Raw genomic sequence first — 21,960 nt, 5'->3', positions numbered from 1 at the left:
TAGCATAGCCATCACACCCTTTCTTATTGCTTAAAGCATATCATATTTTATTCTTATCTACAAGATAAATCTTTTCTTTCACATATTTATTCATGATATCAATATCATAAAACTCAATATAGAATGTCAGTGAAGGTCGTTTATATGTATATTTTGACTTTCTTTTCCCACCCCATACAAAGCTTGTAAATGGTTTGGAAAACCAATCATGTTTTTCATCATAGCAGTCTGAAAAATCATCCTTTGTAAAGATTTCATTGAAGAAGTAGTCCACCAGATCAATAGATTCTTCTTGATACCAGACCTGAGGAAATGAATAATAGATAATGCTTCCGTTGATATGACCATCTGCATTGACTAGAATCTTGTAATCAGGAATATCTTCTATTTTTTTGATGTTGTCATGAAAATATCTTTTCATTCTTTCAAGATTGATTCTGCATTTATAAGTCGTCCATCTAGTATATTTGAGATTCTTGACAATCTTCTTTAAATCCTTATCATCAATCCATACTTTTGTTGTTCTGAAAATAATATCATATTCACAATTATCATCAAACGCAAATGTATTTGGTCTTTTATTCTTCCTTATAGGCAAATAGATTATTGCATATGGATTGAATGCTAATATACAGAAACTAGCAATCAAGTATTTTAGACATTGAACATTTCCATCAATCCATGCACCACCATACCACCAGTCTGCCCAGTCAATGATCCAAAGACGATCATGTTCAAAGGGAATGTATATATAGTAATATTTCTTTTTGTAAGGAACCTTATATCTTCTAAACTTGTATGCTTCCATATGCTACTCTCCAAATAGGATTCCATGTTCGGCAAAACTGAAATATCCTCTTTCACAGGTAATAATATGGTCTATAATTGGAATCTGTAAAATCTTGGATGCTTCAATAAGCTCTTTGGTTGTGTCAATGTCTGTCTGAGATGGTTCAATCGTATTGCTTGGATGCGTATGAAAGAGCATTATCTTTGAAGCATTGGAAAGTATAGATCCCTTAAATACTTCTCTAGGATGAGCTAATGTCATATTGACTGTACCTACCGAACATATCTCAAATGAATTAATCTCATTAACATTATTCATCATGAGAACACCAAAACATTCACGATCTGTATTATCAACAATATGACTAATCACTTCATACGCTTTTTCAGGACTTGAAATCTCTTTACTTTCATATTCCACTGTCTTTTCTCTACATATCTTCAATGATATAAAATCAACTTTTTTCTTCATTTTCTTTCATCTCCTTCACTCTTCTATAAAAGGTGGTCTTGCTGTAATTCAGCAATTTCATTGCCTGTACAGCAGTCATTTCTTTATTCTTCCATTTTTCATATATTTCATCAAATCTATCATTTTGAATTTTCTTTCTACCTTGATATTTACCATTAGCCTTAGCAATGGCAATTCCTTCTTTTTGTCTTTGAAGAATGTAATCATGCTCTAGCTGAGCAACAGCGCCAAAGACAGTAAGCATAAACTTACCTGATGGTGTAGACGTGTCAATCCTTTCTTTCATGCTGACAAATTGCACTCCTTTAGCAACCAATTGATCGACCAACTCCAACAAATCACGTGTATTACGTGCAAAACGACTGATTGATTCCACAACAACAATATCACCACTTCTAACAAAACCCATCATTTCCTTAAGCATAGGTCTTTCCATATTTTTGCCACTAATCTTATCAATGAATACCTTTTCAACATCTAGCTTCTTCATAATGACTTCCTGTCTTGCGATATTCTGTTCAACGGTTGATACTCTGATATATCCAATTTTCAAATTTATCACCACATTTCATAATCTTTAATAAACAAAAAGCGTTCCACTAAGTCACAATTTTAAGTGGAACGTTCCAAAATACATTATTCAACTTTAATGGTACAAAGAAAAAGTATACCACTAGGGTATACTCTAAAAGCACTATGCTCTACGTCTTTTTATAAAAAGATATCCAATAGCAATAGATGAAATTGCAATACCAATAATAGGCAATAATAATTGATTGCTATCTGCAGTTTGAACTGGTGTAGTTTCAATTTTTTGATTATCTTCAACTTTTGAATCTTCTATATTTGAATTATCTGCTTCATGTGATACTTCTATTGTAGGCAACTCCTTTTCAGCCAAGAAATATGTTGAACAATGAGTAATAACAAATTCAACATATCCATTTTTTACTTCGATACCTTGACTTGCTTTTTCAACTTCTTTTGTATCTTCATTATAATAATACAAGAATACATAATCACCATCTTTAAACTTATCACTTACATCTACTCTCATTGTAGCCATTGATGGTAAATTGCCATGATGTGAAAATTGTAAGTAAAATTTACCTATATCTGAATTAATATTCTCTATTTCCTTTTCATAAATACTTTTAAATTCTATATTCAGGTTAATATCTTTATCATAGTCTTCCTTAATCTCACTACCATCAAAACTCCATGAGTATTTTATTTTATCATTATCCACAATATTAAATGTAACTGTTTTTCCTGATGCCTTAATTTGATTAATAAGATTTTTACTTAAAGTATCTGCATCATTAATATTAACAATAATTTCATCGACATTTTCATCATTTAACAATTGAGAAATTTGACTTTCATCAATGTGATCTGATGAAATTGTTTCTACGTTATTTCTAATAGGTGTAGCTAAATTTGAATTTGTTGAAACAAATACAGTATTGGCATTTTTTTCTAAAGAAATCTGAATTGATAAATAGTTATCAGCATTAATACTAACTTTACCTGTTTCCTTTATAACACCAGTATTGTCATTGTATGAATATACATATAAATCTTTAAGATCATTTCCAACCATAGGATTATCTAAATTTTCATAACCTATAGAAGCAATTACAGAATATTCTGTATCTCCTAAAAAATGTTGTTGCTTTCCAATATTTTCATTAGCATTAAAAGAATAAAATACTAAATTATCTTCTTGTGTCACTTCTTTGATTTTTTTCTCATATGGTGAATTTTCTGTAAATGTCAAATCCACATCATTTTTTATAGTATTTGTATTCTCTGGTGCTAATTCCCAATAGGTACTATATTTATCATTATTAGTATTATAATTAACAGTAATACACTTATCATACTGATTTAAAGTTTCAATCAATTGATAAGGAATCTTACTTAGATAGTAAAATCTTATGGTATTAATATTGTCATTTTTTAATAATTCAGTAAAATATTCAACATTCAAATTATCATCATTAACATTATTTACTGTAACTACCCCATCACTAATCTGTAGAAATGAATCATATAGCAACCATGTCAGATTAGAAGATATCTGTTTTGGTAATTTATTTTTCAATTCAGTATCGCTTAACATATTGCCATAAAAACATACCCATCCAAAATCAGTACCATCATAATTGCCATTTGAATGTGGACATCCCATATCTGACAAATTAATTAATGATGTCAAATCTGGTATAGTTTTCAAATTATTATTATCCACCATTAAACCTTTTAAATTTTTAAATTTTTGCACTCCTTCAATACTTTCTAGAGCACAATCACTAGCAATTAAACCACCATTAATCGCACTTAACTCTTCTATACCGTCTAATGATTTAAGATTTTTATTGCCACTAATATCTAAATTGTAAATATTTCCATTATCAAAATAATGTATTCCTTTCAAAGAACGTATATCTCTATCGTTCATATGTAAAGATAAGCTAGTTTGATTGTTATTTTTTTGATCAATCTCGTTTTGCGTTAAAACGCTATCTTTATTTAAGTCATACGTTTCAACACCCCATTGATATAAATTTTTATCAGGTATCCCTGTTTCATCATTTCTAATGATATCACTATCTTCTGCATTGACATTAATAAATGAAGTACTAAATGGTATCATCAATGCTAGTGCCATAAATATTACGGCTATCTTTTTCATATGCTTCCCTCCTATAATTTTTTATACTAAACGATAATTATATCCATCTTATCTTTCTATATCTCCTTCTTTCTTCTAGCAAAATTATTTTATCATATATTGTCTTATTAATTCAACTTGTTCTATTAGTTTGTGTTTAATTTTTGGAATAATTTGTATGATAAACAATATACGAGGTGATTATTTATGCTCAATTCGACTATTGACTATGCCATGATTGGTAAAAGAATCAAAAATAAAAGAACAGAATCAAAAATTACCCAAGAAAAGATGGCTAATGATCTTAATCTTTCTACATTCTATATATCAAAAATTGAAAACGGTAAATCATGTCCTACACTAGACACTTTATCTGTCATTGCTAACTATCTTGAATTAGACCTCGCATTTCTTATTACTGGAACTTCTACACTGGAAAAGAACTATTATCTCAAGCAACTTGATGAAATATGTTCAAAAGCCACAAATAAACAGCTTAATCTCATTATAAAGATTGCAAAAACAATACTTGAAGAATAATACCCTTAGCTCATTACTTTGCTAAGGGTATCAGTTTATCTAATTTCTTTTTTATCATCTTACGTATATTGATAATCTTGCAATGATAATGACTGGCTACAATACCTATGTACTGTGGGGACAAGTCATGTTCTATCGAAGCTAATATACCTAATATTGCTTCTATTTCTTCAAGCTCATAATATATCTGATCCATCTCTTGTTCATCCATATTCAAATTCTCTGATACCTAATCTTACACACTCATCATGAACAGTTGTATTTTCTCTTAGATATCTATCTCTTTCTAGGATGGGAATTTCATTACCTAATTTCAATGATTCTAGTTCAGATAATAATATATAGCCCCATTCATTATATATAAGACTAACATACCCAAATAATAACCAATCCCCATCCACAAGCCTTTTTCCACCAGTAATGAGCCATGTTCCTACACCATATGGATTGAAATACCTAGCAATAACCTTAGAATGAAAAACAAGTTCTCTTTGACCATCAATGCCATACTTCAATAATTCTTCTTCTATTTCTTTTGTCAATAGTTTCATACTGCTGACTCTAGCTCCCCATAGTTTTCAATATGCTTGATTTTCTGTTGATTCAATATATCATACAGCTCATACTCATTTCCAATCATATAGACATCCTTATTCTGCTCAATTGCATAAGCAAGTGCCATGATATCTTCATTTGTATCATAGCATTGAGCCATCACAATTTTATCTGCTAGACCACTGACAATTCTATACGAAAAAGGAAGATACTTCTTTGGTGGCTCGACATAATAAGGATACTCACTAAAAACAAGAGTATTTATATTATCAACATCACCATAGAATGAAATACCTCTATCCATAATTTTTATAGTCTTAACTGCATAATCATCCAAAGAGCTTCTATGTGGCTTAACCAGTACAAACTCATCATCTTCTATCATATCATCAACAAATTGATTCAATAGTTCCTGTGTCGAATGATTGCTTTCTGGTGTTATTAAACACAGTGTCTTTTCATCTAACAAATCAATATTTCCCTTATAGAAAAGCACAAATGGTGGACAATTGATTTTCCTTAATCCTGAAGGATATTCCTCATCAAATATACTGATATACTGACAATCTAGCTGTTCCTTCATTTTACATAATGCTTCTCCATCAAACTTTTCCTTATTTGAAAGTGCATTATATATTCTATTGAAATCACCTTCATACTTCAATGCAAAATATAATACTAAATCTCTTATATTCATTTTTCTATCTTCCTTTCATCATAAAAATTAATGGGATTAGCTTCATGCTAATCCCTAACCATTATCTCTTTCAAAAATATAGACAGCAATAGCTGTCAGTATAGCAAAAACCATTTTACCCATTGCATTATCCTCCTAATAACTGAACTTAAATCTAAGACTTTTTGTATCTTTCATATAAGAATAATACAATTCTGCAAAGTTTTGTTTGAAACTCTTGGTATCAAATCTTCGACCAAGAATCTCCTTATAAATTACCTTCTCCCCTTTCATTCCATGAAGTTCTTCTAAATTATACATCTGCATGTACTTCTTGATTTCACTTTCATGTTCCTTGATTTCTTTATCAATTTTTTCCTTTGCAATCTCTAATTGTTTAAGACTGCGAATAACGTTTTGAATATAAAGTTCACTCATTGCTTATTACCTCCTTCAATTTTATATTCATAGATATAATATATAATTGAAAGATTGAACTTTATCTTTATTACTCAACGTCCATATCGTTCTTTTATAAATCTGTTTAGATCATCTCTAGTAATACGATAACTTCTTTTAAATTTGATTGCATTCAATTCCTTGCTTCTTATATACCTTCTAATTGTCTGTTCTGAAATGTTAAGCATTACTGATACTTCCTCTACTGTCATCAATGGTTCATCCATAATATAAAACCTCCTATCATTTGATGTATATCTATATGTTTTATTGATTTTATACAATTAATATGAATCCACAGCATATTTTAATGATCATTTTCAAAATTAAAAAAGCTAATTTTTTTAGCTTAATTTAACATTTTTAATACACCAGTAATGCTTATTCCATATCCCTATACTTTCTACATACTCATTATATAAAGTTATTCATAAAGATTATCTATTTTATTATTCTTTTTATAAACAATCCTAAAATCCCATTGCAAATTAGGTGTCATTTGATACAGGTTAGAAAGAATACCATGAGTTAGATATTTTTTATCAGCAATTCGTTTTCCTGTCATAAAATTAATAGAGTTGATTATAAAATGAACATGAATAGAATCATATTCATTATGTACAAAATACATGTTTTGAAATCCCTCTTCGAGTAATTGAAAACCTACATTTGACATGATCTGAATTCCCTCATAATTAGTAATAGGCTTATGATTGTGTCGTGTTCTAAATGTAATAATAATATGATGCAAAAGATTCCCTTCATTTCTTTGATATATTTTTTTTACAGCATTAAATCCATCAATAGCAGTCTGTGGTGTTCTTGTAATAATACCTTGACCTCCCCAAATTATTCTTTGCATAGGATTGTCCAAATCATCTTTGTCAGTTCTTAATGCATATGCAACAACATTTTCCAGTGCATCACTATTAAGATATTGTCTGTTTTTATATATTAGATTAGACATTGCATTTCCTCCAATTCCATTTGAATAGCTGTTCTTACTTCCTCATCACTTATACACTGTGAATCTTGTAATAGTCTTACTAAGCATGAAGAAAACTCTTTTCTCTTCACAATAAAACTTTCACCTTGTAAATATGAATCTACTAGATTATTCATCAAGTAACTAAGTGTAACACCATTCTGTTGTGCTTTCAGTTGCATCTGTGCTTTCTTTTCCTGAGTTGTTTTAAAATCAATTCGTGCTACAATGCTTTTCTTCGCCATATTCTTTTCCTCCTTTTTATATCAGTCATATCCTATAAGGGATATGTAGCAAGTATGCGTAATGGTCGGACAATGACCATTATGATTCACACATACTTCTACTTATATGTTATGTATCATAATTAAATATTAATATTTAATATGAACAAAAAAATTATTATGAACATTAAAGATTAATTAATCTAATAATATCTAGTACTTAGTAACAATAAGAGTTATAATTATTACTAAAGGAGAGTGAATTATAAATGGATCATCAAACAATCGGTGTAGAAGTAGTTAGAAAATGATAGTAAATGTTACTATCATCTTTTATATTTCATATATTATTATGATAAAAATAATAAATAACTATAAGTGGACACAAAAATGGACACAACTTATATGTTTTTATAAATAATTACATATAAAAAAATATTTAACTTAGTGCCAATAGGGTCCCATTATCATATTTTTGTACACAATTATTTAAACAAAAAAACGAAATGGATTTAGATTATGTAGAAGCATTGGAATACGGATTACCACCAACAGGTGGAATGGGTATGGGTATTGATAGACTTGTTATGTTATTAACTGGACAAGAATCTATCCAAGAAGTTATCTTGTTCCCTCAGATGAAACCAAGAAATAAATAGCGATAAAAACAAGATAATTTAAATTTGAAAATCAAAAAAACAAATACTTTTTCATCTGATATACTATAAGTAATCTTAATCAAGTAAATGCATAACAATATTCTGTAAAAAATTATTAAAAGTAATCATACTTGAGATTAGGTAGGTTACATGTTATAATCTGCTTGTAAATCTGATAGCATTGTACCAAATGCAAATAGGTAAGGATTGTGACTCCTTACCTTTTTAGTTTTTAGAGCGAACTTAACACTAGGCTAGTTATCGTTAAAAGTGACTGTCTAACCATTCGCATATCTAATATACAATGACCTTTACCATAACAGAAATAATTGAATTAAACATTATTATATCACCCAATGTTGTTAGATTGGTAACAATAAAGAAAATGATTAATAAATATGCTCTATAAGCATAGGGAATGGCATAAAAAAAGTATTTGGTTATATATAATAAATTTGATATAATCAATATGAGGTGATATTGATGACTAAACATTTATATTTGATGAGACATGGAGAAACGCTATTTAATAAAAGAAGAAAAATACAGGGTTGGTGTGACTCCCCTTTAACCAAAACTGGCATCTTGCAGGCCAAAGCAGCAAAGAAATGTTTAAAAGATATTTCATTTGATCATTACTATAGTTCTACATCTGAAAGATGTTGTGATACATTAGAAATTATTATCGGACAGGATACACCCTATAAAAGATTAAAACAACTTAAAGAAAGAAATTTTGGTGATTTTGAAGGAGAAAGTGAAGATTTAAACCCAAAGCGTTGGAGTGAATTCAATTATGATGACTTATTCCCTCATTATGGTGGAGAATATACGCATGATGTTGTAGAAAGAATGTCAAAATGTTTACTTGAAATCATGGAAAATGACGATCATCAAAATGTTTTAGCTGTATCTCATGGTGGTGCCTGTTATTCCTTCTTAAGTTCAGTAACTGATCCAAATATAGTAAGGGATAATGGCGGTTTCACTAATTGCTGTATTTTACACTTTGAATATAACGATGGAAAATTTAAGTATATTGATATCTTAAGGCCAGAATTCAGTTAGTAATCGTACTCTATTATTAAAGCAGGACAAAATAGTCCTGTTTTATTATTCATGAAATCTATCATATTTATCAAACTATTCTTTAAGCATCATTATAAAAACGTTTCTTGTCTATATCATCATTATTTTAACTTGTTGGTGTATATGATATAATTATTATAACAATGATATTCAAAAAGAGAGGACCTGTATAACAATGAAACAAATCGATTCCTATTCCTATCAATGTGGTATTATTGATTGTTTTAATGAAATGGTTAAAGCTGGTATAAAAAATATAGCTTTAGCTCATCCTTGTACTACCAAAGAAGAAAGAGATAGCTATATTCCTTTTGTGGAAACTATCACAAATCAATATCAAACTTATTATTATTTGGATGATGATCCTTTAATTACTGATTTATTTCCTTATTCACTCAATAGAAAAACATATAATATTATTTTTTATAAAGAAAAGAAATATATAGAAGAATATATTGCATTAAAAGAACACAAAAGGCAATCTATTATAAATCAACAATATTCTCAGTTAAGAACAGAAATCGCTTATGAATTTGGTCATCTGTTAAGTTATTCAGATCAAACGATTGAACAATATATAAATATGAACAATGAAAAAGAAAATGATGAAGGAGAGATTTCATATGAGTCATGAAAAATATTTTATTATTGTTGTAGGATTAATTATCATAGTTTCTGCAATCTATCATTATACGTCTCAGAAGCCTCTTACAATTTATCATAATATACGCCCTATACTTGCTAAAAATATAACAGATGTTGCTAAACATAATCATGCCACTGCACTATTATTGTTTATATATGGATTGATTTTCATTTTAGAAGGCGTTATTTTCGACCAAACAGTTGTTCTTCATATAGCCATTTTCACTGCTGTACCTGGAATGTTTGTTGTTATGGCCATTTATGAATTTTTTATAAGGAGAAAATATTCAAAAAGGTAAGGTAAGTGATTATGCTTACCATTTTTTTATAGATCATATATTTATATACTTCATCAATTCAAAATTTTTATAATAGTTCTATTATTTAATTATCAAAATAGTAGCAATTTATTTGAAAATATGTTCTTAAGCCAAATAAAAAGAGATTTTCTAAATGATGATTAAACTCAACATTTCTAAAATCTCCTATTTATATATTTTGATGATTTTTATATTTTAGAAACACACACTACATGCTGTGTATCCTTCATTTTTAGCTTCACTTAAAGAAATTGCAATTTGACTTTTTCTTAAATAACGACAACCAGCACGATGATATTTACTACCGGTTTTTGTAATATAAACTGTTTCTCCAATATTCGTATTTGATGATTGTGTTGTTCTATTTGTTGAAGAATGATGTGTTGTATGATGAGAAGATGTCGTTGATTTCTTTTGAGTGGATGGAACAGTAATGTGACAAGTTTGTGTATGTCCGTCTACAGTGGCACTTATAGTTGCAGAGCCTGCTTTTAATGCAGATATATGACCTGCCTCATCCACCGTCACAACATCTGGATTACTTGATGAGTATGTAATGGCATGATGACTGTTCGTTGTCACTTTTAATGTTTGTGTTTCATTTGGTTTCAAAGTCATTGTAGTCTTTGAAGCTTTTAAAGTCACTTCTTCAATTGTGACAGGTATATCTATTGTTGATTGATTTTGATATTGATCTTTGACAATAGCTTTAGCTATGTATTTTCCAGGTGTGTTGTAATTCACGTCATCATCATTAATCGTGATGTCACATTTTGATAAATCTTGTATAGATAAACATCTCTCATAATCAATAGTATGATTTTGTAAAGCTGTTGCCTCTTTTTGTAATTGTAACTGAGGAGCAGTTGTATCTTCGACTGAGACATGCAACGTTTCCTTCTTATCTCCCAATTGGAAATCAATTGTATAATTTCCAACATCTAAGATATCTTTAAAATCATCTATATCCTGACTGCTGTATTCAATGTTTGCAATATCACCATCAGTATCAATAAAATCATCAAATTGTTCTGGTAATGTTTCTCCGTATTCCAAACTGAGTGTATCTTTAACCAAATGAAAATCCTGTTTGTTCCCAAAAACAATACCTATAACACAGACAATAACAAATACACTTAAAATACCAATAATAATTTTTTTAATTAATTTTCCCATATTGTTTTCCCCTATTTTTCCTCAAAAATTGCTTTATCTCCTGTATGCAAATAAATACGATATTTCTCTATAATCTCTTCTAATTCTTTATATGTATCAACCTTAGAAAGAAGATTTTTAATAGCACTGGCTGACTTTAAACCTTTTATATACCATGGAGCATGTCCTCTCATCTGCCTCATAGCATTTTTTTCTCCCTCAACGCCCATTAATCTTTTAGCATGTGATAAGCATTGATTGAGTTTTTCATCCATTGTTGGTTCTTCTAATAAAACTCCATTTTCAACATAAGCAACCATTTGTTGAATAACCCATGGATTCCCAAGCGCTGCTCTTCCAACCATCACAGCATCACAACCTGTTTCTTCCAACATACGTTTTGCATCTTGAGCCGTTTTGACATCTCCATTACCAATAACGGGAATAGAGACAGCTTCTTTCACCTGTCTGATATAGTCCCAGTTGGCATGACCTTCATACATTTGTGAACGTGTTCTTCCATGTACAGCAATAGCACTCGCTCCTGCTTTTTCAATCAATTTTGCAATTTCTACACAGTTAATAGAATCAAAGTCATAGCCAATACGTATCTTAACAGTCACTGGCTTGCTGACAGCTTCCACCACATTTTTAACAATATCATAAACCAAATCAGGATACTGCAACAAATAACTTCCTGCATGAGCTTTTAAAACTTTCTGAACAGGACATCCCATATTAATATCAATAATATCACAGTTTGAATGTTCGTCTACAAACTTGGCTGCTTTGACCATGGAATCTACATCCCCACCAAATATCTGTATACTAACCGGATGTTCATCTTCATCAATCGTCAACATTTCGATCGTTTTTTGATTACCATAACACAAGGCTTTATCACTAACCATTTCACTAACGACTAACCCAGCTCCAAATTCTTTAATAATCTTTCTAAACGCAACATTTGTGATACCAGCCATAGGCGCCATAATAATTCTATTTTTAATTTCTATATTTCCAATTTTCATTTTTTTCACCATAACACAATATAACATACTTTCTTGAAAATACAAAGACAAATACTTGATATAGTATAAAACATAGGAGGCGATAAAGAATAAATTTTCCATTGGCAATGTAATATTTTCCCTCTCCCATTCAAAATACATTGTTAGTAATAAACAAATGCGATTCTCATCAAAAGAATCGTATTTTTTTGTTATAATAATGATTGAGGTGATCATGATGGAAAAACACATAAAAGTGGGTGTAGGTGTTATGATTATTCATGATAATCAAATACTCATGGGACATAGAAATGCTCATTATGAAGATACAGGTGGTATCTATCAACCTGATTGCTGGTGTCTACCAGGTGGCAAACAGGAATTTGATGAAACAATATATGAATGTGCAAAAAGAGAAGTCAAAGAAGAAACAAATCTTCATATTGATGATTTACATATTGTTAATGTTGTTGATGATTTCCAAAAAGATAAACATTTTGTAACGATTCATGTTGTGACCAAAAAATATGATGGTAAGCTCCAAGTTATGGAACCTGATAAACAAGATGAATGGCGCTGGTTTTCATTAAATGAGTTACCTAAAAATATTTATTTACCCTCACTCAAATTTATTGAATTTTATTTGAATAAAAATAAAAGATCTGTCAACCATATAAACAGATAACTTACACTTTCCCCTCTATTTTTCCTCCCCAATATAAAATAGATGTAAGTTATCAAAGTTATATTCCTAATATTGGTAAACCCCAAAAAGAGAAGGCACCTTCCCCTTGTGCCTTCTTTTTTTATAAAAATTTATCTTTATCTATATGACTTTTCATTTTATATCATTATTTGAAAAGTGATTACATATTGGCTATTTTTCTGACTGTATTTGCTGTTCTTATCGTTAGTTTTGCACTGATATTTGCACTTGCTGTCTTGGACCACCAATTTGTTTTTTGATAATCTTTACGACTAAAAGACCAAAATATCACTTCTTTATAATTCTCTATCTTTTCTAATTCTTTTTTTGGTTCCCCAATTTCATTATAGACGTCCAAGAATTTTGCTGGTGGTATAATAAAAATAAGATTATCATAAATATCTTTGTTATTATTGCCCCACCATTGAGGTGAATTGTGTAAAATATCTAGAAGATCTTGTTTTGATATAACAAAAACAGAAATGTCTAAATGAAACTGATTGTGAATCACGAGTTCAATTTGATTTGTCAACTTCTTTATATCATCTTCGTGACTAGAAAAAATAACATTTCCACTATTAAGATAAGTCTTAACATCTTCAAATGCAAGTTGTTCAAAACCTTCTTTTAATGCTGGCATAAAGACTTTATTTTTTCCACTTACATTGATTCCTCTCAATAAGGCAACATATCTTTTCATATTCTTCATCGCCTCTATAAATTAGGATTTATTTCTCTAATATTCTTTTCAAATCCATAACAAACTGTGTTTGCTGTTTTTTTAAATATGATTTTACAAATGGCTTCATATAGAATTTCTTTGCTGTTACCTGTTCTGTAAAATCAATCTCCGTTTTATCGTCTATGGAAGTGAAAATGCCAATCCAATGTCCTTTCATATTGCTATTTTCCATATCAAATTCCCAGCGCTTATGTGGTTCTACAACAGTGATAGTAAAAGTGGTGGAATAGCCGTTTTTGGTATATTCAATAAATTGTTCTTCATTTATTACTTCCGTTTTACTTAAATCACTTCGCCATTGAGTATATTTATCAACTGCTAAAACAGTTTCCCAAACTTTATGAATATTACTATCAATGCTGTCTTTTATATTTGAAATTGTCATTTTTTGCACTTCCTCTCAAATTATAATTTTTATTGAATATATTCCAATAATGGTCTTAGATATTCCTTATCAGTCCAATCACATTTTTCTCCTACTGCACTCATGAGTGCTTTCATCCAAGGTTCATAAGTGCTAGGATCTTTCTTTGCTATAGCTTTTTGTAACATTTTGCATAAAGTTCTATCTTTCAATGACATTTTTTCTTCATCCCAAGCACCTCTCGCATAAAATGTTGGTACATTTTTTAAATCTTCTTTAAGATTATGTGCTTTTACTTCATTAAATGCTTTCTTGTCAAATGGTGATGCACCAACACATAGTATAGCTATTTTTTTATTTTTTAATAAATGATAGTTTTTCCTAAGAAATGATAAACCTGCTATACCAGAAGCATAGATACCACCACATAATACAATTGTATTATATTTTTCTATATCTTTTATCTTTGCATGTGGTGTTTCTATATAATCAAATTGAGTTTCTTCAATTAACCAATTGACATATTTTTTTGTTGATCCATACTTTGATTGATAAATGATAATACCATTTTCCATATTTTCATCTCACTTTCTCATAACGCATTTTCATGATAAATTATATTTTACAATACAATTATATCAGGAATATATCACACAATCATTTCTTTTCAGCTTCTAACAAACTATTATCTCCAAAATTTTTTGTATCATCAAATAGTCGTAAGACATTCTATGATTTCACAACATAAAAAAAGAATATCCTACTGGATATCCTCTAATAATGATTTTAATTCATCTTCACTAAAAGTATACTTTGAATTACAGAACTGACATGTCATTTCACAACCATGATCTTCATCAATCATCGCTTGAATTTCATCTTTTCCTACTGTCATTAATGCATTTCTCATTTTATCTTTTGAACAGTCACATTCAAAAGATAAATCTTGCGTATCTAATATTTCAACATCTTCAAAAATCATTTTTAATATTTCTTCAGGTGTATGACCTTCATTTAATAAAGCAGAAACTGCTGGGAAATTTCTCATTTTATCTTCAATATAAGAAATATCTTCATCACTGGCTTCAGGTAAAAGTTGGATAATAAATCCACCACTAGATAAGATTTCATTTGTTGTATCAACAAGAACACCTAATGAAACGACAGATGGCACCTGTTCTGATACCATAAAATAATAAGAAAAATCTTCACCAATTTCACCAGTTTGGATAGGTACAGTCCCAATAAATGGTTCTTTTAATCCCATATCCTTAATCACTTGTAAAGTTCCCTGATTTCCTACAGCTAAACCAACACCGAGTTTACCTGTATCTTCATAAGTATAATGAACATGTGGATTTCCAACAAAAGCTTTAATTTTCCCATCACTATGTGTACATGCCATTAATGTGCCAATAGATCCACCACCGTTCATTGTGACGGTCATTTTCTCATGATTTTTATTCATCGCTCCAAGCATCAAAGTGGCTGACATCAAACGTCCTAAAGCTGCTGAAGCTGTTGGCCATAAGTCATGCTTTTGTCTTGCTGTTTCTAATAAATGCTGTGTTGTACATGCAAATACACGACAGTTTTTTGATTGTACTAAACCTCTCACTAAATAATCTTTCATCTTTTAACCTCCTAGCGCAAAGTAACCAATTAACGGAATAACCATAGACGCAATAATAATAAGAACCAATAATTTACTCATTGTACTTCTTTTCATTGTAATCTCCTCTTACAAAAATAAGCACATACGTGCTTATTTCATTTCATCTAATAAATCATCATCTAAATTCACTGTGTTTTTCTTTTCTTCTACTGGTGGGTTTTGATCATGATGATCATTGTCATCCACACCATTATCCATTTCTAACATATGTCCAGTGTTATATAATGATTCAATTTGTTCATTATTTAATGTTTCATGCTCTAATAAAGCATTCGCAATAATAATTAACTTATCTTTTTGTTCATTGATAATCTGACGACATTGTTCATAACAAGTATCAATAATCTTACGAACTTGCTGATCAATTTCATAAGCAATTTGACCAGAATGTGTATTGCTTGTAGAAGAATAATCTCTACCTAAGAATACTGCATCATGACCAGAATCATATTTAATTGGTCCTAAATCAGACATACCTAATTCAGTAACCATTAATCTGGCAATACGAGTCGCCTGTTCAATATCATTATGCGCACCAGAAGAGACATCACCAAAGAAGATTTCTTCAGCCACACGTCCACCCATAAATCCAGTAATGCTTGCCATTAACTGTGATTTTGTTTGGAAATACGTTTCTTCTTTTGGTGTCATTAAGTTATATCCACCAGCTTGACCTCTAGGAATAATTGTGACTTTTTGAACTTTATTGGCATCCTCTAAAGTTAAACCAATAATTGCATGTCCTGCTTCATGATAAGCAACCAATTTTCTTTCTTTTTCTGTATACTTACGTGATTTTTTCGCTGGTCCACCAATAACACGGTCAATTGCTTCATCAACATCATCTAAAGTAATACGTTTATGTCCTAAACGAACCGCTAATAAAGCCGCTTCATTTAATACGTTAGCTAACTCTGCACCTGAGAAACCAGGAGTACGTTGTGCAATGTTATCAAAATTCACATCATCTGTAAATTTCTTATTACGTGCATGCACACGTAAGATTTCAGCTCTCGCTTTTTTATCTGGGTTTGCAACTTGAATTTGTCTATCAAAACGTCCTGGACGAAGTAATGCAGGGTCTAAGACATCAGCACGGTTTGTTGCTGCTAAAATGATAATACCTTCATTACCACTAAATCCATCCATTTCAACTAACAACTGGTTCAATGTCTGTTCACGTTCATCATGTCCACCACCGACACCAGTTCCTCTTTGACGCCCCACAGCATCAATTTCATCAATGAAGATGATACATGGTGCATTTTGTTTTGCTTTTTTAAACATATCACGCACACGTCCAGCACCAACACCAACGAACATTTCTACGAATTCAGAACCTGAAATAGAATAGAAAGGTACATTGGCTTCACCAGCCACTGCTCTCGCAAGTAATGTTTTACCTGTACCTGGAGGCCCTACAAGTAATACACCTCTAGGAATTTTAGCCCCCATGTTGGCAAATTTCTTTGGATTTTTCAAGAAATCTACTAATTCTTTTAATTCTTCTTTTTCTTCATCTGCTCCAGCAACATCTGTAAATCTTGTTTTGCTGTCTTTCTCTAATTTTGCACGTGAGTTTCCAAAATCGAAAGCTTTGGCATTGGCACCCCCGCCACCACCAATACTTCTCATTACAAAAAACATCACACCAATCAATAAAATATATGGAAGTAAACCTAATAAAGTATCTACCAACATATTTTCACTTTTTGCATCTAAAACTTCAACTGTAATACCTTTATCTTCCATTAACTGAATTAAAGAATCTAATTCCTGATCAGTCTGTGGAACATTTGTTTTAAATGTATAATTGACTTCTTGACCTTCTTCAGTCTTTGTATATTGTCCTTCTACACTTGTCACATAAATACCAGGCATCACTGATACTTCAGTTACATTTTCTTTATTGACAATTTCCGTAAACTCAGTATAGTTCACTTCATTTGTACGCCCCATATTTAATAATGGAACTAATGAACTCAATAAAATAATGACAAGAACCCAAGGCAATATGGCTTTTATTAAACTCTTATTCTTATTGTTCATATAATCTCCTTTTCACTACTGATAACATTCTTCTTTTAAAATACCTACATAAGGTAATTGACGATATTTCTCATTAAAATCCAATCCAAATCCAATCACAAATGCATTAGGAATTTCAAATCCTACATACTTTGCTTCAATTGGATAAGTACGTCCTTCTTTTTTATCTAACATTGTAACAATTTCAACAGAATTTGCACCACGTTCTTCAAGCATTGCTTTGACTGTTGTTAATGTTTTACCGGTATCTAAAATATCTTCTACAAGTAAGATATCTTTACCTTTGACATCCTGATCCAAATCTTTCTTGATTGTAATTGTTCGTGATTCAACACCTTCATAACTGCTGACATCCATATAATCAAATGTCACATCTAATTCTATATATTTAGATAATTCCGCTAAAAAAGGAACAGATCCTTTTAATAAACCAACCAGAATCACTTCTTTATCATTATAATCATTTGTAATTTGTTTTGCTAATTCTTTACACTTCTCAACAATTTCTTCTTGAGTATATAAAATCTCTTTAACATCTTTATGCATACTTCTCACTCCTTATAATAAGCCTTTTTATTTTATCACAAATACATTTGGTTTTGTAGTCAAATAATCAATGTTTTTTGCAATATGTGGAACTAAAACAATAGTTCCATCCTTATTCACGACAACAGGCCATGTTTTTCTTTTCAAAGCAGGAATTTTTGCATTTATAAATAGACGTGAGAGTTTTTTTGTTCCAGAAGATGTCATAATGCTATCGCCTTCTTTCATTGTACGGATAGTAATTGGATAATCTTCAGGGGCAAGAAAGACCCCTTCATTGATATGACCACTATCTAATAAATGGAAATACTCACAACCAAAAGGCATATATTCTCTAAATTCAAAATGATAGCCCTTGGTTTTATCTTTATCAATGATGTAGATATTATCGTATTCTTTTATGAACAGATAATTAACTGGTAAATTCATTTGAATATTTGGTTTCACACTATCAATCTGATGCTTAATTTCCTGAATAAGTGAATAAGAAATTAACTGTGTTGGCATCACATCACGTAAAATTAAATAAAGGAAGATTTCTCTTAACTCTTTAGGAATATAATAATAGTAAATAATGCCATCTGTTTTATATTGTTGGTAATAGGTTTGAACTTTAAACTCTAATTCTTTGATTCTTTGATTATGTGCTTCAGCCTTTTTTAAAAGTTCTTCTTTTTGTTGTAATGTATAATGATTCAAAACAGTATTACGAACTTTATCTCTTTCAAAATCCGTTTCAAAATTTGTATAATCATCATGATAAGGAATATGCCCATCTTGACATCTTTTAATGATTTCTTCTTTATATAGACACATTAAAGGTCTAATAATGCGCATATTTTGAACATGTGTTTCCTGTTTAATTCCTAAATAGTGAACCGTATTATGATGGGATAACTGCATATAAATAGTTTCCAAATGATCATCTAAATGATGACCTAAAATCACACCATCAACATGATAAAGATCATAGATTTCTTTATAAAAATTATATCTTAACGTTCTTGCCTGATTTTGAAAATTACCCTGATGATAATCTTGAGGATGAAATTCTTTATAATAGAAAGGAATTCCATACGTTGCACAATAATCACTGACTAACTCATAATCCATATAACTATCATGACGATAATTATAATTCACATGAGCAACCAGTAAATGATACCCTTCCTTTCTTAAAGTATCTAAAAGATACATTGAATCGCATCCACCAGACACACCAATCACGTAATATTTTGAACGATCTAATAACTCTAAATTCATGCTATCACTCCATGAGGACATTATATCAAAGAAATGATAATTCCAAAACAAAAATCCCAATATTTTGGGATTATTGCTTACATATTTTTAAAACCATGATGGTCATATCATCATTCCTTTGTTCATCATTTGCTAATGTCATAAATAAATGAGCAATATCTTTAGGATGATCATCACCAATCAAATATTCATTATCCTTTAAAAATTCTCTAAAATGTCCTGAAAAACCATCACTTACCATAAAAATCATATCATTTTCTTTCAAAGTTTGTTTTTGAATCATTGTTTCAAGTGGTGAAACAATACCCATCGGTAACGTTTTAGATTCTACTTCTATGATTTCATGATCACGTAAAATATAGGTTGGACAAGCCCCATATTTCATAAATGTTGTCACTCCATTGACCAGATTGATTTCTATCATATCAACCGTAGTAAACATATCATTACGATTTTTAATCTTTAATAAAGCATTCACTGATTGAATGGTATCATTTAAAGAAATGCCATTTGTAATTAACTGTTTCATGACATCTAATGTCAAGCTTGAATCATCACTTGCTTTTTGTCCCTGTCCCATACCATCACTCAAGGCAAAATAGTCATTTTCATTCATAGAAAAAATCGTATAGCTATCCCCACAGGCAATACTTTCTTTAGCACATTGTGAGACTCCGTATTGAATAAAATAACGGGTATAATGTTTTAAAACAAGATATGTATAACCTAACTGATGCATGGGTGTTTTGATAACTTCTATATCCAATGTTTCATTAAGATAAGCTTCAAGAATCGGTATAAATTCATTTTCAATTTCTTCTCTAGTCATATCATATAGCCCTATTTCTAAATAATAGACTGATTGTGATTCATAGTATTTTTTAAGATGTGCCAATTGAAAATGATAACCTTCCATATGTTCATAAATATGCTTTTCTTCAATATGTCCAATTTCCAGTTGATGAGAAAATTGATGAAAAACATGATTTAATAATGAAAATTGATGGTAGAGATCATTTTTCATCACTTTATATTCTTCCTGAACTCGTCTGATTTTCCGATAATCTTTACGATACTGCTGTACTAAAGCTAGATATTTTTCTGGATTTAAACAATATTGATGAATAAAATCTTCATCAGCTTCACTATAACTTTCTTTTAATCCTTTATTCATTAATTTGACTAAACGATGTGGTCCATATTTTTTATGAAAGCAAGTGGTTTGACTTGAACAATTCTGACACATATCTTCATAAATATAACCCACATATTCTAAAGAACGATTAGGTGCAGGTGCTTTCGTAAACAGAGCCGTCATCTGTTCAAATAAATGACAGAAAGAATCAACCTGTTTTGATAATTGTTGTTTAAAAGTCATTTCCTGATAACTTGAAGACAACACAGGTTTATGTAAACGCATCGGTAAGATGAAAAAAATCAAGCCACTGGCAACGACAATAAATCCATGATATGTATATTGAAAATCTAAAAAGAATGGCAAAATAAGATGAGATACAAAATATAGAGAGACGATAGTTGATTTTTTATGACAAGGAATCATATAGAAAAAGAAAAGGGGTAGTAAAAAAGATAAAATATCATCTTTATATCCTAGATCCATCAACAGCATCAACATAGCACTATAAAATAATCCTGGCAATAAATCATCTAAACATTCATGATAAATCATAATTAAAATAAAAATACGAATTAATATCATTGTTGACATTTGAGAATATGGCAATAACCCCATTGTACATATAAGAATTACAACTGTTAAAGCTTTCATTCTTTCATGAGTCAAAAGCTCAGCTTCGCCATGCATAAATATCGGTGTTAAAGATGTAAAAATCATTGTATTGATATATGTTAAAATAGTGAGTAATAAAGTTGAAAGTAAATCTATTTGAATATAAGCATAATAGATACCTCCAATCAATGTTAAAAGATAGGGCACATATCTTGATTTCATGGATTGAAACAGTAAACAGAATTCTAAAATAACAAAAGATATAGCACTTATCACAAAAACATCATAAGGAACATCTAAGAATATAACCCCTATACCAAGCCCTATAGCATAACCTATAATAGACTGATACCCACACATAAAGCACACATAAAAAAAAGGCAATGCAAATAATAATGATGTTGAATAAATATGTACAATAGAAATTAAAAAAGAAATTAAAGTTATATAAAAAATAAATTGGTACCTAATCTTTTTCATACGACTAGGACTAAGAATCAGTTCCATTTTTCCCACCTCTTGCCATTATTATAGAGGTTCCTTTTTGCATTATTTGTCATATTTAAAAGACAATCATTATTTTTTTAAACAGTCATCATTCTATAGATTT

At 30.0% G+C, this 21,960-nt stretch carries 26 protein-coding genes and 1 pseudogene; 6 read left to right on the top strand and 21 right to left on the bottom strand.

Going from position 1 to position 21,960, the window contains the following annotated elements; all coding sequences use genetic code 11:
* Positions 1 to 40: 40 nt before the first annotated feature.
* The 4 genes from ACESR5_RS01815 to ACESR5_RS01800 form a co-directional block, all read right to left on the bottom strand.
* A complete protein-coding gene (locus ACESR5_RS01815) occupies positions 41 to 808 on the bottom strand; it encodes a hypothetical protein (protein ID WP_373153925.1) in 768 nt (255 codons plus the stop codon).
* Between the two features lie 3 nt (positions 809 to 811).
* The gene (locus ACESR5_RS01810) at positions 812 to 1,261 is read right to left on the bottom strand and encodes a RadC family protein (protein ID WP_373153924.1); all 450 of its coding nucleotides are present in this window, start codon (positions 1,259 to 1,261) and stop codon (positions 812 to 814) included.
* Positions 1,245 to 1,814: a recombinase family protein gene (locus tag ACESR5_RS01805; protein ID WP_373153923.1), complete on the bottom strand. Its 570-nt coding sequence runs from the start codon at positions 1,812 to 1,814 to the stop codon at positions 1,245 to 1,247. The genes ACESR5_RS01810 and ACESR5_RS01805 overlap by 17 nt, the downstream gene beginning before the upstream one ends.
* A 141-nt stretch (positions 1,815 to 1,955) precedes the next feature.
* Positions 1,956 to 3,959, bottom strand: coding sequence for an LPXTG cell wall anchor domain-containing protein (locus ACESR5_RS01800; RefSeq protein WP_373153922.1), 2,004 nt, complete (start codon positions 3,957 to 3,959; stop codon positions 1,956 to 1,958).
* A 186-nt stretch (positions 3,960 to 4,145) separates the two neighbouring features.
* Here ACESR5_RS01800 and ACESR5_RS01795 point away from each other — a divergent pair, with 186 nt between their 5' ends.
* On the top strand, positions 4,146 to 4,478 hold the full coding sequence (locus ACESR5_RS01795; RefSeq protein WP_373153921.1) for a helix-turn-helix domain-containing protein: 333 nt from the start codon (positions 4,146 to 4,148) through the stop codon (positions 4,476 to 4,478).
* Between the two features lie 13 nt (positions 4,479 to 4,491).
* On the opposite strand, the gene ACESR5_RS01790 is transcribed toward ACESR5_RS01795, so the two are convergent.
* The 7 genes from ACESR5_RS01790 to ACESR5_RS01760 form a co-directional block, all read right to left on the bottom strand.
* Positions 4,492 to 4,674 carry a hypothetical protein gene (locus tag ACESR5_RS01790; RefSeq protein WP_373153920.1) on the bottom strand — a complete coding sequence of 61 codons (183 nt, stop codon included), beginning with the start codon at positions 4,672 to 4,674 and terminating at the stop codon, positions 4,492 to 4,494.
* A 7-nt stretch (positions 4,675 to 4,681) separates the two neighbouring features.
* Positions 4,682 to 5,029, bottom strand: coding sequence for a DUF2958 domain-containing protein (locus ACESR5_RS01785; RefSeq protein WP_373153919.1), 348 nt, complete (start codon positions 5,027 to 5,029; stop codon positions 4,682 to 4,684).
* Positions 5,026 to 5,730 (bottom strand): DNA-processing protein DprA, encoded by a 705-nt coding sequence (locus ACESR5_RS01780; RefSeq protein WP_087243895.1) that lies wholly within the window; start codon positions 5,728 to 5,730, stop codon positions 5,026 to 5,028. Before ACESR5_RS01780 ends, ACESR5_RS01785 begins: the two co-directional genes overlap by 4 nt.
* 135 nt (positions 5,731 to 5,865) lie before the next feature.
* Positions 5,866 to 6,147, bottom strand: a complete 282-nt coding sequence (locus ACESR5_RS01775; RefSeq protein ID WP_373153918.1) for a hypothetical protein — start codon at positions 6,145 to 6,147, stop codon at positions 5,866 to 5,868.
* 74 nt (positions 6,148 to 6,221) lie between these two features.
* Positions 6,222 to 6,395 carry a helix-turn-helix domain-containing protein gene (locus ACESR5_RS01770; RefSeq protein WP_087243897.1) on the bottom strand — a complete coding sequence of 58 codons (174 nt, stop codon included), beginning with the start codon at positions 6,393 to 6,395 and terminating at the stop codon, positions 6,222 to 6,224.
* A gap of 197 nt (positions 6,396 to 6,592) precedes the next feature.
* A complete protein-coding gene (locus ACESR5_RS01765; protein ID WP_087243898.1) occupies positions 6,593 to 7,135 on the bottom strand; it encodes a relaxase/mobilization nuclease domain-containing protein in 543 nt (180 codons plus the stop codon).
* A complete protein-coding gene (locus tag ACESR5_RS01760) occupies positions 7,123 to 7,398 on the bottom strand; it encodes a hypothetical protein (RefSeq protein WP_087243899.1) in 276 nt (91 codons plus the stop codon). Before ACESR5_RS01760 ends, ACESR5_RS01765 begins: the two co-directional genes overlap by 13 nt.
* Positions 7,399 to 7,871: 473 nt before the next feature.
* Here ACESR5_RS01760 and ACESR5_RS01755 point away from each other — a divergent pair.
* The 4 genes and pseudogenes from ACESR5_RS01755 to ACESR5_RS01740 form a co-directional block, all read left to right on the top strand.
* Positions 7,872 to 8,036, top strand: a pseudogene (locus tag ACESR5_RS01755) (amino acid--tRNA ligase-related protein); the annotation flags it as partial.
* Positions 8,037 to 8,519: 483 nt separating this feature from the next.
* The gene (locus tag ACESR5_RS01750) at positions 8,520 to 9,104 is read left to right on the top strand and encodes a histidine phosphatase family protein (protein WP_087243901.1); all 585 of its coding nucleotides are present in this window, start codon (positions 8,520 to 8,522) and stop codon (positions 9,102 to 9,104) included.
* Positions 9,105 to 9,300: 196 nt separating this feature from the next.
* Complete coding sequence (locus ACESR5_RS01745; protein WP_373153917.1) at positions 9,301 to 9,759, top strand: hypothetical protein; 459 nt, start codon at positions 9,301 to 9,303, stop codon at positions 9,757 to 9,759.
* Positions 9,749 to 10,069, top strand: a complete 321-nt coding sequence (locus ACESR5_RS01740; protein ID WP_087936700.1) for a hypothetical protein — start codon at positions 9,749 to 9,751, stop codon at positions 10,067 to 10,069. The genes ACESR5_RS01745 and ACESR5_RS01740 overlap by 11 nt, the downstream gene beginning before the upstream one ends.
* Before the next feature lie 216 nt (positions 10,070 to 10,285).
* Here the strand turns inward: ACESR5_RS01740 and ACESR5_RS01735 are convergent, their stop codons facing one another.
* A complete protein-coding gene (locus ACESR5_RS01735; RefSeq protein WP_373153915.1) occupies positions 10,286 to 11,266 on the bottom strand; it encodes an Ig-like domain-containing protein in 981 nt (326 codons plus the stop codon).
* A gap of 11 nt (positions 11,267 to 11,277) precedes the next feature.
* Positions 11,278 to 12,276 (bottom strand): tRNA dihydrouridine synthase DusB, encoded by a 999-nt coding sequence (dusB, locus tag ACESR5_RS01730; RefSeq protein WP_373153914.1) that lies wholly within the window; start codon positions 12,274 to 12,276, stop codon positions 11,278 to 11,280.
* Between the two features lie 217 nt (positions 12,277 to 12,493).
* Here dusB and ACESR5_RS01725 point away from each other — a divergent pair, with 217 nt between their 5' ends.
* A complete protein-coding gene (locus ACESR5_RS01725; RefSeq protein WP_373153913.1) occupies positions 12,494 to 12,940 on the top strand; it encodes an NUDIX hydrolase in 447 nt (148 codons plus the stop codon).
* 181 nt (positions 12,941 to 13,121) lie between these two features.
* Here ACESR5_RS01725 and ACESR5_RS01720 read toward each other — a convergent pair whose 3' ends face one another.
* From ACESR5_RS01720 to ACESR5_RS01685, 8 genes are all read right to left on the bottom strand, one after another.
* The gene (locus tag ACESR5_RS01720; protein WP_168080907.1) at positions 13,122 to 13,661 is read right to left on the bottom strand and encodes a DUF1697 domain-containing protein; all 540 of its coding nucleotides are present in this window, start codon (positions 13,659 to 13,661) and stop codon (positions 13,122 to 13,124) included.
* A gap of 28 nt (positions 13,662 to 13,689) precedes the next feature.
* Positions 13,690 to 14,088, bottom strand: a complete 399-nt coding sequence (locus tag ACESR5_RS01715) for an SRPBCC family protein (protein WP_087936704.1) — start codon at positions 14,086 to 14,088, stop codon at positions 13,690 to 13,692.
* Between the two features lie 29 nt (positions 14,089 to 14,117).
* On the bottom strand, positions 14,118 to 14,642 hold the full coding sequence (locus ACESR5_RS01710; protein ID WP_087243908.1) for a flavodoxin domain-containing protein: 525 nt from the start codon (positions 14,640 to 14,642) through the stop codon (positions 14,118 to 14,120).
* 185 nt (positions 14,643 to 14,827) lie between these two features.
* Positions 14,828 to 15,700 carry an Hsp33 family molecular chaperone HslO gene (hslO, locus tag ACESR5_RS01705; RefSeq protein WP_087936705.1) on the bottom strand — a complete coding sequence of 291 codons (873 nt, stop codon included), beginning with the start codon at positions 15,698 to 15,700 and terminating at the stop codon, positions 14,828 to 14,830.
* A gap of 132 nt (positions 15,701 to 15,832) precedes the next feature.
* Positions 15,833 to 17,791 carry an ATP-dependent zinc metalloprotease FtsH gene (gene ftsH / locus ACESR5_RS01700; RefSeq protein ID WP_191341360.1) on the bottom strand — a complete coding sequence of 653 codons (1,959 nt, stop codon included), beginning with the start codon at positions 17,789 to 17,791 and terminating at the stop codon, positions 15,833 to 15,835.
* Between the two features lie 15 nt (positions 17,792 to 17,806).
* On the bottom strand, positions 17,807 to 18,337 hold the full coding sequence (hpt, locus tag ACESR5_RS01695) for a hypoxanthine phosphoribosyltransferase (RefSeq protein ID WP_087297786.1): 531 nt from the start codon (positions 18,335 to 18,337) through the stop codon (positions 17,807 to 17,809).
* A 27-nt stretch (positions 18,338 to 18,364) separates the two neighbouring features.
* Positions 18,365 to 19,600, bottom strand: coding sequence for a tRNA lysidine(34) synthetase TilS (tilS, locus tag ACESR5_RS01690; protein WP_191341358.1), 1,236 nt, complete (start codon positions 19,598 to 19,600; stop codon positions 18,365 to 18,367).
* 70 nt (positions 19,601 to 19,670) lie between these two features.
* Complete coding sequence (locus ACESR5_RS01685; RefSeq protein ID WP_373153911.1) at positions 19,671 to 21,857, bottom strand: SpoIIE family protein phosphatase; 2,187 nt, start codon at positions 21,855 to 21,857, stop codon at positions 19,671 to 19,673.
* Between the last annotated feature and the right edge of the window lie 103 nt (positions 21,858 to 21,960).

The organism is Clostridium sp. AUH-JLR23 (assembly GCF_964238065.1).
GTDB lineage: Bacteria > Bacillota_I > Bacilli_A > Erysipelotrichales > Coprobacillaceae > Allocoprobacillus > Allocoprobacillus merdigallinarum.
This window is presented reverse-complemented; position numbering and strand designations above follow the sequence as displayed.

What these genes read in the sequence shown, in the direction of transcription:
- ACESR5_RS01815 (WP_373153925.1), bottom strand. Translation starts at nt 808, where the DNA reads ATGGAAGCATACAAGTTTAGAAGATATAAGGTTCCTTACAAAAAGAAA.
- ACESR5_RS01810 (WP_373153924.1), bottom strand. Translation starts at nt 1,261, where the DNA reads ATGAAGAAAAAAGTTGATTTTATATCATTGAAGATATGTAGAGAAAAG.
- ACESR5_RS01800 (WP_373153922.1), bottom strand. Translation starts at nt 3,959, where the DNA reads ATGAAAAAGATAGCCGTAATATTTATGGCACTAGCATTGATGATACCA.
- ACESR5_RS01795 (WP_373153921.1), top strand. Translation starts at nt 4,146, where the DNA reads ATGCTCAATTCGACTATTGACTATGCCATGATTGGTAAAAGAATCAAA.
- ACESR5_RS01790 (WP_373153920.1), bottom strand. Translation starts at nt 4,674, where the DNA reads ATGGATCAGATATATTATGAGCTTGAAGAAATAGAAGCAATATTAGGT.
- ACESR5_RS01785 (WP_373153919.1), bottom strand. Translation starts at nt 5,029, where the DNA reads ATGAAACTATTGACAAAAGAAATAGAAGAAGAATTATTGAAGTATGGC.
- ACESR5_RS01780 (WP_087243895.1), bottom strand. Translation starts at nt 5,730, where the DNA reads ATGAATATAAGAGATTTAGTATTATATTTTGCATTGAAGTATGAAGGT.
- ACESR5_RS01775 (WP_373153918.1), bottom strand. Translation starts at nt 6,147, where the DNA reads ATGAGTGAACTTTATATTCAAAACGTTATTCGCAGTCTTAAACAATTA.
- ACESR5_RS01770 (WP_087243897.1), bottom strand. Translation starts at nt 6,395, where the DNA reads ATGGATGAACCATTGATGACAGTAGAGGAAGTATCAGTAATGCTTAAC.
- ACESR5_RS01765 (WP_087243898.1), bottom strand. Translation starts at nt 7,135, where the DNA reads ATGTCTAATCTAATATATAAAAACAGACAATATCTTAATAGTGATGCA.
- ACESR5_RS01760 (WP_087243899.1), bottom strand. Translation starts at nt 7,398, where the DNA reads ATGGCGAAGAAAAGCATTGTAGCACGAATTGATTTTAAAACAACTCAG.
- ACESR5_RS01750 (WP_087243901.1), top strand. Translation starts at nt 8,520, where the DNA reads ATGACTAAACATTTATATTTGATGAGACATGGAGAAACGCTATTTAAT.
- ACESR5_RS01745 (WP_373153917.1), top strand. Translation starts at nt 9,301, where the DNA reads ATGAAACAAATCGATTCCTATTCCTATCAATGTGGTATTATTGATTGT.
- ACESR5_RS01740 (WP_087936700.1), top strand. Translation starts at nt 9,749, where the DNA reads ATGAGTCATGAAAAATATTTTATTATTGTTGTAGGATTAATTATCATA.
- ACESR5_RS01735 (WP_373153915.1), bottom strand. Translation starts at nt 11,266, where the DNA reads ATGGGAAAATTAATTAAAAAAATTATTATTGGTATTTTAAGTGTATTT.
- dusB (WP_373153914.1), bottom strand. Translation starts at nt 12,276, where the DNA reads ATGAAAATTGGAAATATAGAAATTAAAAATAGAATTATTATGGCGCCT.
- ACESR5_RS01725 (WP_373153913.1), top strand. Translation starts at nt 12,494, where the DNA reads ATGGAAAAACACATAAAAGTGGGTGTAGGTGTTATGATTATTCATGAT.
- ACESR5_RS01720 (WP_168080907.1), bottom strand. Translation starts at nt 13,661, where the DNA reads ATGAAAAGATATGTTGCCTTATTGAGAGGAATCAATGTAAGTGGAAAA.
- ACESR5_RS01715 (WP_087936704.1), bottom strand. Translation starts at nt 14,088, where the DNA reads ATGACAATTTCAAATATAAAAGACAGCATTGATAGTAATATTCATAAA.
- ACESR5_RS01710 (WP_087243908.1), bottom strand. Translation starts at nt 14,642, where the DNA reads ATGGAAAATGGTATTATCATTTATCAATCAAAGTATGGATCAACAAAA.
- hslO (WP_087936705.1), bottom strand. Translation starts at nt 15,700, where the DNA reads ATGAAAGATTATTTAGTGAGAGGTTTAGTACAATCAAAAAACTGTCGT.
- ftsH (WP_191341360.1), bottom strand. Translation starts at nt 17,791, where the DNA reads ATGAACAATAAGAATAAGAGTTTAATAAAAGCCATATTGCCTTGGGTT.
- hpt (WP_087297786.1), bottom strand. Translation starts at nt 18,337, where the DNA reads ATGCATAAAGATGTTAAAGAGATTTTATATACTCAAGAAGAAATTGTT.
- tilS (WP_191341358.1), bottom strand. Translation starts at nt 19,600, where the DNA reads ATGAATTTAGAGTTATTAGATCGTTCAAAATATTACGTGATTGGTGTG.
- ACESR5_RS01685 (WP_373153911.1), bottom strand. Translation starts at nt 21,857, where the DNA reads ATGGAACTGATTCTTAGTCCTAGTCGTATGAAAAAGATTAGGTACCAA.